The organism is Micromonospora sp. WMMC250, assembly GCF_027460215.1.
GTDB lineage: Bacteria > Actinomycetota > Actinomycetes > Mycobacteriales > Micromonosporaceae > Micromonospora > Micromonospora taraxaci.
In genome coordinates this window covers 7,383,067-7,400,440 of the sequence record NZ_JAPZBJ010000002.1, presented here as the reverse complement: position 1 = coordinate 7,400,440, position 17,374 = coordinate 7,383,067, and the positions used below count along the sequence as shown (strand labels likewise).

Below are 17,374 nucleotides of genomic sequence, written 5' to 3'. Positions count from 1 at the left end.
AGCACTGTATGAGTTATGGTAGCGGCTACAACTCGAACACCACTGTTCAACTTACTGGAAGGAGGTCGATAGTCATGGCCGAAACCATGGCCCCGACCAGTCCGACCCGCGGCCCCAACCCGCACCGCTGGAAGATCCTGGGACTCGTCGGCGTCGCCCAATTGATGTTGATCCTGGATGTCACCGTCGTCGCGATCGCTCTTCCCCATATGGGTGCGGACCTCGGCCTCGAGCGGGAGACCCTCACCTGGGTGGTGAGCGGCTACACCCTCGCCTTCGGTGGCCTGCTGCTCCTCGGGGGACGCGCCGCCGACCTGTTCGGAGCCCGACGCCTTGTCATCGTGGGGCTTCTGCTGTTCACCGCCGCGTCCCTGCTCGCAGGACTGGCAACCAACGGTCCCATGCTCCTGGGCGGTCGTATCGCCCAGGGCGTCGCTGCGGCGATCCTCTCTCCCGCCGCGCTCTCTCTGGTCGTCACGATCTTCGAGGGCGACGAACGCAACAAGGCCCTCGGGATCTGGTCTGCGCTGGGCGGCAGCGGGGCCGCCCTGGGGGTCCTCCTCGGTGGCCTGCTGACCGCCGGACCGGGCTGGCCGTGGGTTTTCTTCATCAACGTCCCGGTCGGACTCGTCCTGCTACTCATCCTGCGAGTGCAACTGCCCCCGCAGCAGAGCACCGGCGCATCGGGTCGGCTGGACGTACCGGGAGCGGCGCTGGTGACCGCTGCCACCGGAGCCCTGATCTATGCCTTAATTCGGGCTGGAGACCAAGGCTGGGGTACTCCAACGACCGCGGCACTCCTCGCAACGGCTGTGGTCCTCTACGGTGGTTTCGTCGTTCGTCAGCGCCTCGCGGCGAGCCCACTCATGGATCTGCGACTGCTGGTGCGCCGACCGGTGGCGACCGGGACTCTGCTGATCCTGGTGGCAACCGCCCTGATGATCACTGTCTTCTTCCTCGGGTCGTTCTACCTTCAAGACCACCGCGGGTACGGCGCCCTGCAGACCGGGTTGCTCTTTCTCCCGGTAGCGCTCGCGACCATGCTCGGGGCCAACGCAGCGGGCCGCGTCATTGGTCGTACGGGCTCGCGCACCCTCGCCGTGCTGGGACTTCTCCTCGCCGCGGCGGGTTTCGTGATCCCCGCCGTCTGGGGCGGGACCGTGGCGATGGTTTCCGGTGTCAGCCTTGCCGCCGCCGGCACAGGAGCCGTCTTCGTCGTCGCATCCGCCACTGCTCTAGCGCAGATCGATCCACGAGAGGCCGGGCTGGCGTCTGGAATTGTCAGCACGTTCCACGAGTTCGGGGCCTCGCTCGGCGCTGCTGTCGTGTCGAGCATGGCAGCGGCGAGTATCGCCGGGACCAGCACTGATGGGTTCTCCCGTGGTTTCACTACCGGCGCCATCATCGCCGCAGCCGCCGCTGGCCTGGCCTTCATCATCACGCCCGGGCCACGCTCCAGTAACTGATCCTCGAGCGGTCGCCGGTGGGGTGTGACGTCACCGGCGACACGTTCGGCCAACAGGAGTTGGATCCCGCCGGCCGACAGCAGCTTCCGCCGGACAAGGGGCATCGCCGCATCACCTGGCGCCGTATCGCGGCGGACCCCGTGGTGCGCAGCGGAAGGCTACGAGGCACCCGAGCCAGGACCTGGCTAGGGCGCACGGGCTTACGAAGCGTGCCGTGGAGGCCCAGATACCCCTAGGGGGTGGGGGTTGCCCGCCCCCACCTTGTTGACGTAGTGTCCGAGAAAGCAGATACCCGCCAGGGGTATAGGAGAAAGGGGGTCGTCGTGGGTGCCAAGACCTACAACGTCAACGGAATGACCTGTAATGGCTGCGCAAACAAGGTGAAGGCAGGAGTCGGTGCCGTAGACGGCATCGCCAGCGTCGAGGCGGACTCTGCCACCGGTCAGGTCACGGTGACTTCAGACGGGAACATCGACGACGTCATTATTGTGAGGGCGATCCAGGAAGCCGGTTACGAGGCGGCCCCCGCCTGACGAAACGCGGTAGTCCAGGCCGGGCTCCCCGCGCCCTGCTGTCCCACCTGGGCAGCTCGGCCCGGCCTGGGCCGGGGCCTCAACCGCGGTCGCTACCCCTTTCGACGAACTGGCCGTGTACTACAAGGCCACCCTCGACCTCGCCGCTATCAACGAATGGCGGTAGCCGATTCCGGCAGAGGCCCTAGCGTAGGGCGGGCAATCGAGATCGGGTTCCGCGATCCCCCTGGTAGACGACCGTCGCGCCGGTCTCCTCCGACAGTCGCCGGGCCAGCTTCCGGCGCTGGTCGGCCCACCCCCGGTATTGCTCGTCGGTGGCGACCCGACCACCGCCGAACTCGTGGTACAGGTCCTTCCAGTCCGACCACGCCCGCAGCCCGGTGGCCAGCTCTGCCGAGAGGCCCAGCCCTTCGGGGCGTGCCATGGCCACGGTCTCGCGGCAGGTACGGCCACCGCGAGCGGGGATCGCGCACCAAGCCCAAGCAGGACAGGCACCGTAGTCGAACGCGCCGTCCAGGCGTCGCACGCCAAACGGGCGGCCTCGCGGGCAGGACAGGGCATGCCGACGACATTTCTCCACCCACCACCGCCTCGGCTTCAACCGGCTTCGACGCAGACCCTAGGGGCGTAGCCCTGCAATGGTGAGGGCGACAAGCCGGTTGACAGCGGCGTCCGTCGAAAGCTCGGTCGCGGCGTCTAGGGCGTGCAGGCAGTAGTCGGCTAGTTCACTCGGGGCGGTGTCGTCGCGGACGTGTCCGTCTGCCGCAGCCTCGGAGAGCAGTTCGGCGAAGAAGTCGCGCAGGTGGCGACGTGCCTGGAGCAGGTGAGGGCCTCGATGTAGCAGCGACGCGAGCGGATGGCCGCGGTGCGCATGTTGGATGGCGGCGTACGCATGCAGTACGGCGTAGAGCCGTTGCTCCGGGCCGCGACCCTTCGATCCGACGGCGGCGAGGTGGTCGAGATGGTGCGCGATTTGACGTTCGTGCCACGTGATCATGATCGCTTCGACGTCGGGGAAGTACTTGTAGAGCGTCGCCCGCCCGATCCCCGTGGCCTTCGCGATCTGCGACATCGTTACTGACGTTAGTCCGTGCTGCGCCACGAGGTCGGCGGCCGCGTCGAGGACGGCGGCCTGCACGGTCCGGCGGTGTTCCTCGATCGTAGTCGTCCAGAGCCTGGGCACGAAGCAATCATACGGGGTGGCCCCCTGGCGTCACTATGGCTCAAGGTGCGACACTCTGTCTCGAAAAACCGATAGGCGTTGAGAGGCAGATGCTCCATGGATGATCAAGCGGTGAACAGCGACGGGCAGAGTTCGGCCACTCGTCCGGCGAAGGCCTCGGCCGACGCTCGTGCGACGGCGCCTGGTCGGGCCCCGCGCTGGTTCAAGGTGTTGGCGGTGGTCGGTGCAGCGCTGGTGTTGCTGGTGATCGCGATGCTGCTCGCCGGTCACGGGCCCGGCCGGCACATGCACGGGGGGGCCGCTGCTGTCGGTGCCTCTCCGGTTGTGGCCTTGGGCGTGGACAGCGAGCGTGGGGCGTGCCGGTCGTGCGCTTGAGCCCGCGTGGTCGCAAGGTCGCGTTGGTGATGCACATCGGGTGCTCGGTCGGCTGGCTAGGCGCGATTGTGACGTCTTTGGTCCTCGCCGTGGCGGGGTGGCTCGCTGGTGACGCTGCGATGACGCGTGCGGCCTACCTTGTTCTGGAGGTCGTCGGCTGGTACGCCCTCATCCCGTTGAGCCTCGCGTCCCTACTTACTGGCTTCGTCCAGTCCCTAGGCAGCAGGTGGGGGTTGTTCCGGCACTATTGGATCCTCACAAAGCTGGCGATGAACCTTGTCGCGGTCGGCGTGCTCCTGCTGTACATGCAGACCCTGGAGTATCTGGCGACGCTGGCCCGCAACGCGACCAGCCCAGCAGATCTCAATCTCCTGCGCAGCCCCTCCCCCGTCCTGCATGCCGGCGCAGCGGTAGCGCTACTGCTCACCGCGTTGGTCCTGTCCGTGGCCAAGCCCCGAGGGCTCACCAGCTACGGAAACCGCAAGGCGAATCCATGACCACCCTTGCGTCGGCGTCGCAGTGTCGCTTCAGCCAGCCGATCATCGTGTCGGCGGCGTACCGGTGGGCACTGCTTCCCACTCGCCAGCCATCCCATGCAGGCGCCGTCCTTCCTGCGCGACTGGTGGCCGGCTGGTCACGACGACGATATCGGTCGCGCCGCCATCCCCGCAGGAATCGACAACGCGAATGATGGCTGACGGCGTGCCGCATGCCTGGGTTGCACTCGGGACGATCAGAGGATGAGTGGCCGGCCTCGTGCGTGTCGTGTTGGCGCGCGGTCGGTGCGCGCCTCATTCAACGGGTAGCTGATCCGGGATCGAACTTGGGTGAGTTGGCCGTCGGTGTTCGACGGTCGATCACTGCCTCCCCGCTTTCGCGTCTCCGCTGACCCTCCGTGCGTGCCCGCTCCCGCCGACTACTAACAGCCGGTAGTAGACGGGTCGACGGTGCCTGTGTAACCTCCGGGGTGATCGGCCCTGCGCCCACATGGGGCGTGGAGATGCCGCCGTGTGGGGATGGCCGCTCAACGTGCCAGACGACGTGTCAGCCGAATCCGCTCGGCGGAGAGGGTGTGCAGTGGTGAGGTCACGCATGAACCGCCTGCTGGTCGGTGCGGTCATGGTCGCGTTGATCAGCGTCGCCGGCGGGGTGAGCGTCGCGGTGCCAGCGAGAGCCGAGCCGTCGGCTGCGGAGATCGAGCGGCAGCTCGATGCGGCGTGGGAAAAACTCGAACCGGTCATCGAGCAGTACAACAGGATCCACGCGGAGCTGCAGTCCAACAAGGCGAAGTCCGCGGCACTGCAGAAGAAGATCGCGCCCCTGCAACTACAAGTTGACCTGTCTCAAGGACAGGTGAACGGGTTGGCGGCGCGGCAGTATCGGCTGGGCCCTGCCTCGTACATCAACGCCGTTCTGGCGACGGGCGATCCGCAGTCGATGTCGGATCGGTTGGCGATGCTCGACTACATCGCGCGGTCCAACAACCGAGCAATCGCCGGGGTGGTGGCAGCGCGTGACGACCTGATGCGTCAGCGCGCGAGCGTCGAAGCGCTGGTCGCGAAGCAGAAGCGGCTCGACGCCGAACTTACGGGACGCCGCAAGGTGATCCAGGCCGAAGTCGACCGGCTCGAGACTTTGCGGACTCGGAGCGGCGGCGGATCAAGCGCGTCGACGGCGTCGCTGCGGATTGGCTCCTGCCCAGCGGTCAACCCCGGCGGTGCCGCCGGGACAGCGGTGAAGGTGGCGTGCGCGCAGATCGGCAAGCCGTATGTGTGGGGTTCGGATGGGCCGGACTCCTTTGACTGCTCGGGGCTAACGCAGTACGCGTGGAAAGCGGCAGGGGTGTCGCTGACCCACTTCACCGGTGCCCAGTGGCGCCAGGGAACCCCTGTCGCCCGGGCCGACCTGCGCTCCGGCGACCTGGTCTTCTTCTACAGCGACCTGCATCACGTCGGCATGTATGTGGGCAACGGTCTTATCGTTCACGCTTCTCGTGCCGGGGTGCCGGTGAAGATGGCGCGCCTGGACAGCATGCCGTACATGGGTGCACGTCGCCCCTGATCGATGGCGGGCATCGCAAGCCAGGAGGCCGTGCTACTGGCGGACATGCGAGCTGAGCATCAGGACGGCTACTGGACTGCTTACGGTCACAGCTGGCGGCAGGCATGCCGGCCTAGGGTCGCCCCGGCCCGTCGGCGTCCTTGACCGAACTGGCCACGTCGTCCGAGCCGCGGAGAAGGCGGCGGATACGGCGGCAACGCGGCAGCCTTCGCAGCGCCCAGTCCGGCTAGCCGGATCAGCGATGTTCGCCGCCATTATGGTGTCCCACCATGAAGAAGGCATCGAACTGGCGCAGTTGGCGATAGCTAAGGCATCAACTCCGGGAGTGGCGGTCGCCGAACGCCTCAGCGGGATCAGCAGGCCGGTCTGCCCCAGCTTCGGCAGGTCGCCCAGGGCGCCAACGTGAGCGCAAAGCCGCCGGAGCCGCCGCTGTCACGGTTCAATGAGCAGGAGATGAGCCAACTGCAGTCGCTGTTCGGCCGCGAGTTCGACCTCGCGTGGCTCGACAGGTTCAGCAGTCACTACATGTCGGCGATCATCATGGCGGACACGGAGTCGGCCACCGGTACCGGCACGGCGGCGGAGCTGTCGAAGAAAATCCATGATGAGCAGTTGCAGGACGTCTCCGCGATGAACGATCTGCGCGATCAACTCCGGTAGAGGCGCGAGCGGGCTGGAGCCGTGATCGGATGAGCTGACCACACATTCTCCTACGGCACACGGCGGGAGGGCCCGCTTCGGGAGGCGACCCAAGCGATACCCACGCACGGATACGGCCGATGTGGCGGTACTGCCACAGCGGCCGTATCCGTGATCCGTCGGTCATCGGAGCGAGTTGCAGTCCTAGCTCCCGGGACGCCAGGATCGGGGGGACCGATCTCGAGGGGACAGTGCTGGGCATCTGCGCCTCGTGTGCGATGTGCTAGCTGACGGGTTGGAAGCGGCGCAGCCGGAGGCTGTTGGCCACCACGAACACCGACGAGAAGGCCATTGCCGCGCCAGCGATCATCGGGTTGAGCAGACCGGCCGCGGCCAGCGGCAGAGCGGCCACGTTGTAGGCGAAGGCCCAGAACAGGTTGCTCTTGATGATGCGCAGGGTTCGCCGGGAGAGCCGGATGGCGTCCACGGCAGCCGTCAGGTCACCGCGGACCAGGGTCAGATCCGATGCCTCGATCGCCACGTCGGTCCCCGTGCCCATGGCCAGGCCCAGATCGGCCTGGGCCAGCGCGGCGGCGTCGTTGACCCCGTCACCGACCATCGCGACAACCTTGCCGTCGGCTTGCAGCCGCTTGACCACGTCGACCTTGTCAGCCGGCATGACCTCAGCGATCACCTCATCGATGCCAACCTCCGCCGCGACGGTCCGGGCGACGGCGGTGTTGTCGCCGGTGAGCAGCACCGGGGTCAGCCCCAGTGACCGGAGCTGCCCGATCGCGGCTCGACTGGTCGGCCGGACCACATCGGCGACCACCAGCACCCCGCGGGCCCGACCACCCCAGCCAGCCAGAACCGCCGTGTGACCGGCCGCCTGCGCGTCGGCCGCCGCCTGCTCGACCTCGGGCCCTACGTTCAAGCCGCGCTCGCGCAGCAGCCGAAGCCGACCGACCAGTACCTCGCGACCGTCAACGCTCCCGCTCACGCCAAGCCCTTCGACGTTGGCGAAGCCTGCCACCGGCGCCAGCACGCCGGCCTTGGCGGCGCCAGCGGCGACCGCCTGGGCGATCGGGTGCTCGCTTGCGGCCTCCAGCGCGCCAGCGAGGCGCAGCAGTTCGTCACCGTCCTGCCCGTCGGCGGGGACCACGTCGACCAGGGTCATCTTCCCGGTGGTGACCGTGCCGGTCTTGTCCAGCACCACGGTGTCCACTCGGCGGGTCGACTCCAGCACCTCAGGTCCCTTGATAAGGATGCCGAGCTGGGCGCCGCGGCCCGTGCCGACCAGGAGCGCGGTCGGGGTGGCCAGGCCGAGCGCGCAGGGGCAGGCGATGATCAGTACCGCCACGGCGGCGGTGAACGCGGCGGTCAGGCCACCGTCGTTGCCGATCCAGAAACCGAGGGTGCCGACGGCGAGCGCGATGACGATCGGCACGAACACGCCGGAGATCCGGTCGGCGAGGCGCTGCACGGCTGCCTTGCCGGTTTGGGCCTGCTCGACGAGCTTGGCCATCTGGGCGAGTTGGGTGTCTCCGCCGATCCGGGTGGCGGTGACGACGAGTCGACCGCCGGCGTTGACGGTGGCGCCCACGACAGTGTCGCCGGGGCCTACTTCGACCGGCACGGACTCGCCGGTGAGCATGCTGGCGTCGACAGCCGAGGTGCCCTCGTCGACCACGCCGTCGGTGGCGATCTTCTCGCCGGGGCGGACCACGAACCGGTCGCCGACGGTGAGCTGGTCCACGGGGATACGGGTCTCCACCCCGTCGCGGAGCACCGCGACCTCCTTGGCGCCGAGTTCGAGCAGGGCGCGCAGGGCGGCACCGGCGGTCCGCTTGGACCGGGCCTCGAAGTAACGGCCGGCCAGGATGAACACTGTCACCCCGGCGGCCGCCTCCAGGTAGATGTTGCCGGCGCCGTCGGTGCGGGTGATGTCGAAGCGGAACGGGTGCGTCATCCCGGGCATACCGGCGTCACCGAGGAACAGCGCCCAGAGCGACCAGCCGAACGCGGCGAGGGTGCCGAGCGAGATCAGGGTGTCCATGGTGGCCGCGCCGTGTCGCAGGTTGGTCCAGGCGGCCCGGTGGAACGGCAGCGCGCCCCAGATCACCACGGGGGCGGCCAGGGTCAAGGACAGCCACTGCCAGTAGTTGAACTGCCAGGCCGGCACCATGGCCAGCAGGATCACCGGCACGCTGAGCGCCACCGACACCCAGAGCCGGGTCCGCAGGCTGTGCAGCTGGTCCACTGGCTCGGCGACGTCGGACGACGTGGCCGAGGGCGGTGGGGGTAGGACCGCGGTGTAGCCGGTCTTCTCGACCGTCGCGATCAGGTCCTGCGGTGTAAGGGTGTCGTCGTAGCGGACGCTGGCCTTTTCAGTGGCGTAGTTGACGGTGGCGCTCACGCCCTCCAAGCGGTTGAGTTTCTTCTCAATGCGGGCGGCGCAGGAGGCGCAGGTCATCCCGCCGATAGCCAGTTCGATCTGGTTCGGCGCAACGCTCAGCGGCTTGGCGGGTGAGGTCATGACAAGCTCCGCTTCAGTTGTGGCCATGGCCGGGTTCGCCGTGCCCGGCGCTCTCTGACGGGGTTGGCGTGGCAGGCGCCGCGGGTGCGGCGGGTCCGGCCGCACCGGCGGCGTCGCCAGCGGTAAGGGTGAACGCCGCGGTACGGACGGTGCCTTGGTGTTGGAAGTCGAGGAACAGCCGGTATGTGCCGGCGGATGGGACCTCGGCGAAGAAGGTGACCTGCGGGCCCGAGGCGGTCCGCCCGTCGCCGGGCTCGCCGTCAGGGTGTACGTGCAGGTACGCCAGGTCGCCTTGACGCAGCGCGACCAGGTGCCCGTAGGCCCCTAGGTAGGGCTGAAGGTCGGTCACGGCAGCGCCGTCGCGGTTGACGGTCAGGGTCAGTTTGGCGGTGTGGCCGGGCTGGAGGGCGCCGTCGATGGTGACGGTGTAGCCGTCGACGGTGCTGCTGGTCGCGGGGGCGGGCAGCGGTTGTGGGGTGAACGGGCCGGGGACGGGCACGTCCACGCCGAGGGTCAACGGCTGGGCGCCGCTGGGCGTGAAATCGGCGAAGGCGCGCCACGTCCCTGGCTCCCCGAGCGGTGAGGCGACCCGCCATGTGCCGTCCGGGGCCATCTCGGGGTGTACGTGCCGGAAGCCGGAGAGGTCACGCCGGGTGACGATCAGGTGCATCCGCTTGTCGTGCGCCTCATCGAAGGCCGTGACGGCCCGCCCATCGGGACCGGTGATCCGGAAGGCGAACTCGTTCGCCGGGGCGGTGACGGGGGCCAGGGTGTAGCCGCGGTCGGAGACCAGCAGCCCGCCGGGAAGCTGCTGCCCGGCCCGCTTGGACCCGGTGTCGTCGTGGCTGGCGCCGTCGTGCCCGGTGGTGTCGTGGCGGCTCTCGGCGGCCGGCGCGACGGGGTCGGCTACCTGGCCGACCCCGTACGCCGCGCCGAACACCACCGCGAGGCCGAGGGCGAAACCACTCAACTTTGTCGCCGTGTTCATGTGACTGGCACCTCGGTTCTGCGGGCGTGGGTGGGAATTGTCAGGCGTTGACGAGGTCGTAGCCGGCCTCATCGACGGCGGCCCGTACGGCCGCCGGGTCCAGGGGCGCCTCGCTGGTCACGGTGACCTGCCCACTGGCCAGGTCGACCGCGACGTCGTTGACGCCGGAGATGGCGCCGATCTCCGTGCTGACCGAGTTGACGCAGTGCCCGCAGGTCATCCCCTGCACCTGGTACGTCGTGCTGATCATGTAGTTCTCCTCTCGCACATGCCCGATATACCCCCTGGGGGTTGACTGACGGACGCTCTCCACCATCCGTTTCATTCTTGATACGGGGAGGGGGTATCCGTCTTACGACCGTAGCATACCCCCAAGGGGTACGCTATCCTTGGCTGCATGACCACACCCACGCCGACCCCGACCCGGGGATACACCGCCAGCAAGGACCAGTTGCTCGCGCGGCTGCGCCGCGTTGAGGGCCAGGTCCGGGGCATTGAGAAGATGGTCGATGACGACCGTTACTGCATTGACGTGCTAACCCAGATCTCCGCGATTCAGGCCGCGCTGGACAAGGTTGCGCTGGGGCTGCTCGACGGGCACGCCCGGCACTGCATGCACGAGGGGGCGGCTGAGGGCCGCGCCGACGAGATGGCCAGTGAGATGATGGCCGCCGTCGGCCGGCTGATGAAGCGCGGCTGATCGAGCCCGGCCGTCGGCCTCGCCTGCCGTGAGTGACCGACCGCCGCCGCGCCGACCGGGCGGCCTTGTGCAGAGGAGGCGGACCAGCAGCCAGTGGCCGCAACAGGCATCTGTCGCCGCTGGCTCGTTGTTGTGGGTCTTCCCTGTGTCGACTGGGACCGGGCATGCAATCGGGCCCACGACCGCACAGGGCCACGTCCTGGGGCATTTCGAGACACGCGTCGATTGCCAAGTCAGTTGAGGCAGTGCGGGCGCGTCTCAGCAATCCCACCTCAACGCCCCGCCCGAAAGACGTCAGAGGCCTGCGCCAGGGCGGTGGCTAACGTTGAGTAAAGCCAGCTTGCCAAGGCGTCCAACGAGAGCCGCGGCTTCGGTGCACTGCAGCATTGCACACACTGGGGCGCCGGCTGTAACGGCCGGCGCCCCAGAACTGTGATCAGACGGCGGGACGAGGACGGCGTTGCCCTGCGGTCTTGTCACTCACGGCGGCGGCGCCGCTGGCGCTTCTGACGTTCGTCGCGTTGTCGTAGGTGATCTGAATCAGGCCGAAGGTCGCACATAGCGGTCTCTTCCTCGAGGCTGGGTCGATTGCTTTGGGTGCCACATCCGAGCCGTCAGTGGACACGGGCGGCTTCGGCGTCGGCGATGTTCTCCAGACGGGGCGCGGCGGTTCGTAGGGTGATCGCGACGATGCCAGCTCCGACGGCGGCGATGACGCCGGCACCGAGGAAGGCGGCGGAGTAACCGTCGGTCAAGGCCGTCAGATCACCCAGCCGATCGGCCCCGTGAGACGCGGCGACCGCGGTCATGGCGGCCAACCCGAGGGCCGAGCCGACCTGGTAGCTGGTGTTGACGATGCCGGAGGCCAGCCCGCCTTCCTCGGGGCGAGCGCTGGAAATCGCCGTGCCCAGGGATGGAATGAAGGCGAGCGACATGCCCAGCGCCGCGACAAGTGACGCGGGCAGGACGTCGGCGAGGAACGTGCCGTCAGGACGGATCAGGGCGAGCCATCCGAGGCCGGCGGCGAGGACCGCGAGGCCGGTCACCACCAGGGGCTTCGGGCCGAACCGGTTGATGGCGCGCGGAGCCAGGCCGATCATTGCGACCATGATGAGGATGGTCATCGGCAGCAGCGCCGCTCCGCTGGGGAAGGCGCTGTAGCCGAGGACCTGCTGCAGGTACAGGTTGAGGTAGAACCACATCGGAATCCACGCCGCGCCGAGCAGCAACTGGGCGACATTGGCGGCGGCGAGGTTCGGGGCACGGAAGATGGATAGCCGCATCAGCGGCTCACGACGGGCGGCCTGGATGCCGAGGAACGCCGCCAGCGCGACGACGGCGCCGGCGAGGACCACCCACGTCTGGGCAGAGTCCCAGCCGACCTCGGGAGCGCGAACGATGGCGTAGACGGCGGCGCCGAGACCGGCGGTGACGGTGAGCGCCCCGGCGACGTCGAGAGAGCCTCGGCGGGCGCCGCCGGCCGGCATCAGCACCGGAGTGGCGAGGACGGCGAGCAGGGCGATCGGGATGTTGATGTAGAACACCCAGGGCCAGCTGACGTATTCGGTGATGACGCCGCCGAGGAAGACGCCGGCAGTGCCACCGGCGGGTGCGGCGGCCCCGTAAAGAGCCAGGGCTTTGGTGAGTTCTCGCGGCTCAGCACCGAAGAGCATCATCAGCAGGGTCAGCGCTGAGGGTGCGATGAGGGCGGCGCCAGCGCCCTGGGTGGCGCGGGCGACCAGCTCCACGGCGACGCTGTCGGCCAGACCTGCGGCGGCCGAGCCGACCAGGAGGATCACCCAGCCGGCGGTGAACACCCGTCGGGCGCCGAACAGGTCGGACAGCCGGCCACCGAGCAGCAGAAGCCCGCCGAAGGCGACGACGTAGGCGTTGAACACCCAGGACAGGTTCTCTGGCGAGAAGCCGAGATCGGCCTGCATCCGAGGTAGTGCGACGCCGATGATCGAGGTGTCCATGATGACCATGAATTGGGCGAGCGCGATGAGGCCGAGGGCCCACCAGCGCTTGGATCCGTGTGACATCACAATCACTCCTTAATGCCCCTAGGGGGTATGGGTAAGTGGTAGATGTGTACCCCCGGGGGGTATCTGGTGTCAAGTGATCGGCGTCGACAGCACCCGAATTGCGCCTCCTCGCGGTGCACCCATCCCGGAATGCGGGCGTTCGACCAGTGAGGAAGGCGGCGTGTGACCGCGCACCGGCACGAGGCGGATCGGGCGGGATACCATCGCAGGTTCGGCCGATCCGAGGGACAAGTTCGTGGCTGGTTGAGCGCCTGTCCGACGGCTGCGCCGCGGTCGCCGACGAAGCCCTCCGCTGTGGCCCGAGGGTCATGCCCACGGATGAGGACCTGCGGGGTCACCTCACCCGGCGAGTCGCAGCCTCATTCAGCGACCGCGTTCATCGGCTGGCAGGATCGCCTACTGCGGCGGAAGTGGACGTCGGCGTCATCTCGTGGCCGGGCCGGCCCCGTTTCGCGGAGTCTGGATCGCGGTGCCTACCTGTCGCTCCGCCGTCGAGGGACCAGATGCGTGCCGCCAGGGACGGTATCGGCGATGGACACCTGCTCCTTTTGACCGCCGGCGCGCGGGCCGCCCGCGGGAGTCAGGCGCAGAAGACGACAGCGGTGACAGCACCGATGAGTGCCGGCGCGATTGCCGCGACCAACGGAAGTACGACACGGGCCGCCATTCGCTGGTGCGGTGCCGCTGTCTGCAGGCGGTGCAGCCGCGTCGGCACGTCGGCTCCGGCCATGGGCAGGGCGTGCGCGGGGTGCGCGGCACCACTGAGGGCGATCAGCGCCCCGCGGACCGCAGGCACGCCGCAAGCGCGCACGGCAGCCGCGTCGGCGCACAGCTCGACCAGTAGCCGCATGGCGCGCGGCGCGCGGCGGGTTAGTGGTACCCACGGTGCCGCCGCAGCGAGGACCTCCGCGATGGCGACGATCAGATGATGCCGGCCGCGTAAGTGCGCCCGCTCGTGACACAGCACCGCCGCGCGTTGCGCCGGCGGCAGTCGCAGGACGCCCGCACTGACGACGAGCATTCCTCGGCGGCCACCGACGCTGTAGGCCAGCGGAGCGGGATGCGGAACCCGCAGCACTGGTTCCTGTTCTGGTGTAACGGTTTCGCCGAGCAGCGTCACCAAGTCATGGTGTGCTTGGCGAGAATCGCGCTGGGCACGCCACTGCCCAACCGCCACGACCACTGACCGTGTTACCAGCGCGCAGACCGCCACCGCGCCGGCCACGCCGAGGACTTCATCCTGAGCAGGCAGCTGGCCATGCCGGACCGCGAACCAACAGTGGTGCGCCACACGCTCCGCCCAGTCCCCCAGACGGTCGACCGGTGCGAGCAGCAAGGTGACGCCGGCGGCGAAGGTCAGCAGCACGGCGGCCAGGGTGCCCCACCAGGCAAGCAGCACCGCGATCGGATCACGGACCCGGCCGATGGCCCGTTCCAGCAGCGCTGGTGAGAGCCAGGCCACGGCGAGCGCCCCGACAACGAGAGCGAGGGCGGGGCTCACCGGGAGTCGGTCCGTTCGTCAAGTACCTGCCGCAGCACCGCCAGTTCCCGATCGGAGGCCGAGCGGGCGAAGTGCAGCAGCACGACATCCGGTTGGAGGCTGGTCTCCAGCATGCGCCGCAGGGTCCGGGCAACGAGTTCCTCCCGGCTGCCGGCGGGCCGGTAGTGATAGGCCTTGCCGGTCTTGTCGCGCAGCACCCACTGCTTGCGGTGCAGGTTGTCCAGCACGGTCATGACGGTCGTGTAGGCCAGGGTGCGTCCGGTCAGTCGATCCAGCACCTCACGTACGCGCAGGGACTCATTTGACTGCCACAGCACATCCATGACGGCGGCCTCCAGCTCACCCAGACCGTTCACCGACACACCGCCTCCCACATTTTCCGCCAGCCTACGCTCGGCCCGCGGCGCCGTGACGCAGTCTGCGGGTGGCGCGGCGTCAGGGCGAACGCGGCGGTCCCTGATCTTGTGGTCCAGGGGCCGCCGCGTGTTGCTCAAGTGCCGATGTCAGGCGGAGTAGCCGCGGGAAGCAGCCCACTCGGCCAGCTCGCCCACGGACATCCAGTAGGTGCCGTCGCCCACCGGCTGCCACGGGTCGGCGATCTTCACCTGGTCGCCGTCGTAGGCCACGACGGTCACGTAGTGCCCGACCGGGAAGTCGCGCGACAGCCCGTCGACGTCGGTGCCGGATCCGATGACGTTGACCACGGCAACGCGGTCGTTGTCGATCGCGGTGCTCAGGTCAGCCTTGAGGCGCTGCACCTCGTCTGCGGTGGCTGTGTCGTTGGGGATCTCGCCGGTCTTGTAGACGTCCTTGCCGAGTTCCTGGTTGAGGACGCGGGTGATGTCGAACGCCGAGGCCGTCCCGGCGACGGTGGTGCCGAGCTTGGCCGCCAGTTCGTCCTGACTTTGGATCTTGCCTTGGGCGCTGAGCGCGATGCGGGTCGACGCTGGGCCGCAGAAGTAGATGTTCGGCTGCTCCTGGAAGCGGTAGTCGACGCGCTTGTCCGACTGCTTTCCTGCCATCTGCATCGCGGCGACCGAAGGTACCGACGTCGGCGCGGCGAGCGCACTGGTCGCCGGCGCGACGAGGCCGGCGGCGACGAGGGCCACTCCGGCCACTGCGCGCGCGCTCCTGCGCGCGACTGCGGTGCGAGCCGCGGTACACGGCGTGAGCGTGTTCATCGTTGTCACCTTTCCTCGGGTGACCAGACCGATGTCGGGCTGGCATCACGGGGACGCGCTATCTGGCCGGCAAGGGCCGGACATGGCGAACGCCGGCGCGTGCTGCTCGGGCGAACACCGGCGCAACCGGCGACGGCCCGCCCGCATTCCGCGTCCATGGCGGGGGACGGCTTCGGCGACGTCCAGCGGCCGCACGGGAATGGGCAGTCGTCGCAGGCTGGCCAATACGGCCGGGTCGTTCTCGGCACCAGGTGTCGTGGCCCACACAGCGGCGGCCGGACCCTACGTGGGTCCGGCCGCCGTCTTTCGTGGCTACCTACAGGCGGTCGAGAATCTTCTGCAGGGTCTGCACCTCTGCGGCCTGGTCCGCTTCAATCTGCGCGGCGAGGGCCTTGGCCTCCGGATTGCCGCCGTTGGCCTGCTCGGTCTTGGCCATCTCGATGGCGCCGTTGTGATGGGCGATCATCATCTGGGCGAACATCTTGTCGAACTCGCTGCCCTTGGCGGCCTTGAGCTCGTTCATCTGCCCGTCGTCGGCCATGCCCGCCATCGCGGACGTGCCAGGCGAGCTCATGCCCTGCATGTCGTGCCCCTCGGGCGCGGCGGCGGGCTTGCCCCACGCGGTCAGCCAGCCCGTCATCGTCACGATCTCCGGGTCCTGCGCGGCCTTGATCTTCACCGCGAGGTCCTTCACTTCAGGATCGTTGGCGCGGGTCGGCGCCAGATCCGCCATCTCGACGGCCTGGCGGTGGTGCGGGATCATCATCTGGGCGAACATGACGTCGGCGTCGTTGGCGGTGGCGGCGGCCTGCGCCGACGCTGAAGCCGTGACCGTTGGGCTGTTGCCGCTGCCGTGGTCCATGCCGCTCGTATCGTCGCCGCATGCCGCGGTGCTCGCGAGGAGAGCGGACAGGGTGACGCCGGTCAGCAGGGCGCGACGCATCACGATGGTGCGCATCATGGTGAAGGAGTGCCTTTCAGGTTGACGGTGTGCGAATAAGAAATCGACGGCGGTTTGACCGCGCGATTCCTATATCCGCAGCACCGACACCGCAGCGACGCGCAGGCCCAGCAACAGAGCGGGCGGGCCGCGCCCGCCGCCCCGAACTGCGAGATGCGTCCGCGCATCCCAGCGTTCATGGTGCGATCGCACACGCAGCATTGCCAGTCCGACGGCCAGTCCGAACGCGCCGACCACCGCCAGGCAGACCGAGAAGAGGCCCAGATCGGGGCTGCCGCCAGAGCGCGGCTCGCGGATCTGGGCAATTAAACCCCGGTGGCCGGAGTCGCCCTGCTCAGCACCGGTGAGCGTGTCGTGCGGCATGACCGCCGCTGTGGCGTCGTGGCCGCTCGTGGTGTGCCCGCCGCTGCCGTGGCCGAAGGTGTGCATTCCGGCGACGCCGAGGGCGAGCAGGACGAGCAGCAGCACCCGAGGCAGGCTGACGAACCTGCCCGGGCGCTGGCATGCTGTCCGGTTCATACCAATCCAGGATAGTAGGTGGGCATAAAAGGCGACCAGCCGTGCCGGCGAAAAGCGTGCGGCATGGCGGCTTGCCAGGCCGGGCGAGTGAGGGGCGGGTCTTACGGCGTCAGGTTGGGGATGTTGAACCAGGAGAACGGCGCCCACGGCAGGTTGCGCAACACCGTGGTGTAGAGCAGGAAGCCGGCGATGTATCCCCCGTAGGCCCAGGTTGGCAGGCGTAGCGCGGGCAATTCGCGTCCGAGCCAGGCCGAGGCGACGAAGCGGAGGCCGAGGTAGGCCACGAATGGCACCGCTACCAGCGCGGCCAGGTGGTGGCGGGCGGCCTGAGTGAGATCGCCGTGCAGGAGGTAATAGACCATGCGGGTGCCGCCGCAGCCGGGGCCGTTGATGCCGGTGAGGGAGTGCCACAGGCACGGGCCGGTCGGGTCGGCGAGCCGGTCGGTCGGATTGAAGCGCAGCACGAACCCCGCCGCCGCGGCCAGTACCGCAGCCACCGCCACTGAGGCCGCACGCCGCATCGTCCGGTCAGGTGCTGCCGTGACCTGACGCACCAGTAGCCTCCTCGCCCCGCCATCCGAAACGCGCCATCTGAACGCCGCTGCCACGCCTGCACCGTGACGCTCCCGACGCTACTACTATCGACCAATAGTAGGTGGCTTACGATCGGGGCGCAGCTGCGGGAT

The 17,374-nt window shown here is 68.5% G+C and carries 18 protein-coding genes; 6 read left to right on the top strand and 12 right to left on the bottom strand.

What is annotated here, in order from left to right; translation table 11 throughout:
* The first annotated feature begins 74 nt into the window (after nt 1–74).
* On the top strand, nt 75–1,466 hold the full coding sequence (locus tag O3438_RS33665) for an MFS transporter (protein WP_269683488.1): 1,392 nt from the start codon (nt 75–77) through the stop codon (nt 1,464–1,466).
* Between the two features lie 323 nt (nt 1,467–1,789).
* A complete protein-coding gene (locus O3438_RS33660; protein ID WP_269683487.1) occupies nt 1,790–1,999 on the top strand; it encodes a heavy-metal-associated domain-containing protein in 210 nt (69 codons plus the stop codon).
* A gap of 184 nt (nt 2,000–2,183) precedes the next feature.
* Here O3438_RS33660 and O3438_RS33655 read toward each other — a convergent pair whose 3' ends face one another.
* On the bottom strand, nt 2,184–2,423 hold the full coding sequence (locus O3438_RS33655) for a hypothetical protein (RefSeq protein WP_269683486.1): 240 nt from the start codon (nt 2,421–2,423) through the stop codon (nt 2,184–2,186).
* A gap of 195 nt (nt 2,424–2,618) precedes the next feature.
* The gene (locus tag O3438_RS33650; RefSeq protein ID WP_269683485.1) at nt 2,619–3,182 is read right to left on the bottom strand and encodes a TetR/AcrR family transcriptional regulator; all 564 of its coding nucleotides are present in this window, start codon (nt 3,180–3,182) and stop codon (nt 2,619–2,621) included.
* Nucleotides 3,183–3,676: 494 nt separating this feature from the next.
* Here O3438_RS33650 and O3438_RS33645 point away from each other — a divergent pair, with 494 nt between their 5' ends.
* The 3 genes from O3438_RS33645 (at nt 3,677) to O3438_RS33635 (ending at nt 6,278) form a co-directional block, all read left to right on the top strand.
* Nucleotides 3,677–4,054, top strand: coding sequence for a hypothetical protein (locus O3438_RS33645; RefSeq protein WP_269683484.1), 378 nt, complete (start codon nt 3,677–3,679; stop codon nt 4,052–4,054).
* A 595-nt stretch (nt 4,055–4,649) separates the two neighbouring features.
* A complete protein-coding gene (locus O3438_RS33640; protein ID WP_269683483.1) occupies nt 4,650–5,618 on the top strand; it encodes a C40 family peptidase in 969 nt (322 codons plus the stop codon).
* Nucleotides 5,619–6,020: 402 nt separating this feature from the next.
* Nucleotides 6,021–6,278, top strand: a complete 258-nt coding sequence (locus O3438_RS33635) for a DUF305 domain-containing protein (RefSeq protein WP_269683482.1) — start codon at nt 6,021–6,023, stop codon at nt 6,276–6,278.
* Between the two features lie 262 nt (nt 6,279–6,540).
* Here the strand turns inward: O3438_RS33635 and O3438_RS33630 are convergent, their stop codons facing one another.
* The 3 genes from O3438_RS33630 to O3438_RS33620 are packed head-to-tail and all read right to left on the bottom strand — an operon-like array spanning nt 6,541 to nt 10,031.
* Nucleotides 6,541–8,793 (bottom strand): heavy metal translocating P-type ATPase, encoded by a 2,253-nt coding sequence (locus tag O3438_RS33630; protein WP_269683481.1) that lies wholly within the window; start codon nt 8,791–8,793, stop codon nt 6,541–6,543.
* 13 nt (nt 8,794–8,806) lie between these two features.
* Nucleotides 8,807–9,781, bottom strand: a complete 975-nt coding sequence (locus O3438_RS33625) for a hypothetical protein (protein ID WP_269683480.1) — start codon at nt 9,779–9,781, stop codon at nt 8,807–8,809.
* 40 nt (nt 9,782–9,821) lie between these two features.
* On the bottom strand, nt 9,822–10,031 hold the full coding sequence (locus O3438_RS33620; protein WP_269683479.1) for a heavy-metal-associated domain-containing protein: 210 nt from the start codon (nt 10,029–10,031) through the stop codon (nt 9,822–9,824).
* Nucleotides 10,032–10,178: 147 nt separating this feature from the next.
* On the opposite strand from O3438_RS33620, the gene O3438_RS33615 reads away from it, so the two are divergent.
* Nucleotides 10,179–10,481, top strand: a complete 303-nt coding sequence (locus O3438_RS33615; protein ID WP_269683478.1) for a metal-sensitive transcriptional regulator — start codon at nt 10,179–10,181, stop codon at nt 10,479–10,481.
* Between the two features lie 614 nt (nt 10,482–11,095).
* On the opposite strand, the gene O3438_RS33610 is transcribed toward O3438_RS33615, so the two are convergent.
* The 7 genes from O3438_RS33610 to O3438_RS33580 all read right to left on the bottom strand — a co-directional run bounded on the left by O3438_RS33610 (nt 11,096) and on the right by O3438_RS33580 (nt 17,242).
* The gene (locus O3438_RS33610) at nt 11,096–12,523 is read right to left on the bottom strand and encodes an MFS transporter (protein ID WP_269683477.1); all 1,428 of its coding nucleotides are present in this window, start codon (nt 12,521–12,523) and stop codon (nt 11,096–11,098) included.
* A 583-nt stretch (nt 12,524–13,106) separates the two neighbouring features.
* The gene (locus O3438_RS33605; RefSeq protein ID WP_269683476.1) at nt 13,107–14,027 is read right to left on the bottom strand and encodes a M56 family metallopeptidase; all 921 of its coding nucleotides are present in this window, start codon (nt 14,025–14,027) and stop codon (nt 13,107–13,109) included.
* Nucleotides 14,024–14,389, bottom strand: a complete 366-nt coding sequence (locus O3438_RS33600; RefSeq protein WP_332367486.1) for a BlaI/MecI/CopY family transcriptional regulator — start codon at nt 14,387–14,389, stop codon at nt 14,024–14,026. Before O3438_RS33600 ends, O3438_RS33605 begins: the two co-directional genes overlap by 4 nt.
* 141 nt (nt 14,390–14,530) lie before the next feature.
* Entirely contained in the window at nt 14,531–15,145 is a 615-nt protein-coding gene (locus O3438_RS33595; protein ID WP_269683475.1) for a C39 family peptidase, read from the bottom strand.
* 379 nt (nt 15,146–15,524) lie between these two features.
* A complete protein-coding gene (locus O3438_RS33590) occupies nt 15,525–16,166 on the bottom strand; it encodes a DUF305 domain-containing protein (RefSeq protein ID WP_269683848.1) in 642 nt (213 codons plus the stop codon).
* Between the two features lie 72 nt (nt 16,167–16,238).
* Nucleotides 16,239–16,637, bottom strand: a complete 399-nt coding sequence (locus tag O3438_RS33585) for a DUF6153 family protein (protein ID WP_269683474.1) — start codon at nt 16,635–16,637, stop codon at nt 16,239–16,241.
* A 152-nt stretch (nt 16,638–16,789) separates the two neighbouring features.
* The gene (locus tag O3438_RS33580; RefSeq protein ID WP_269683473.1) at nt 16,790–17,242 is read right to left on the bottom strand and encodes a DUF2752 domain-containing protein; all 453 of its coding nucleotides are present in this window, start codon (nt 17,240–17,242) and stop codon (nt 16,790–16,792) included.
* Nucleotides 17,243–17,374 lie beyond the last annotated feature (132 nt).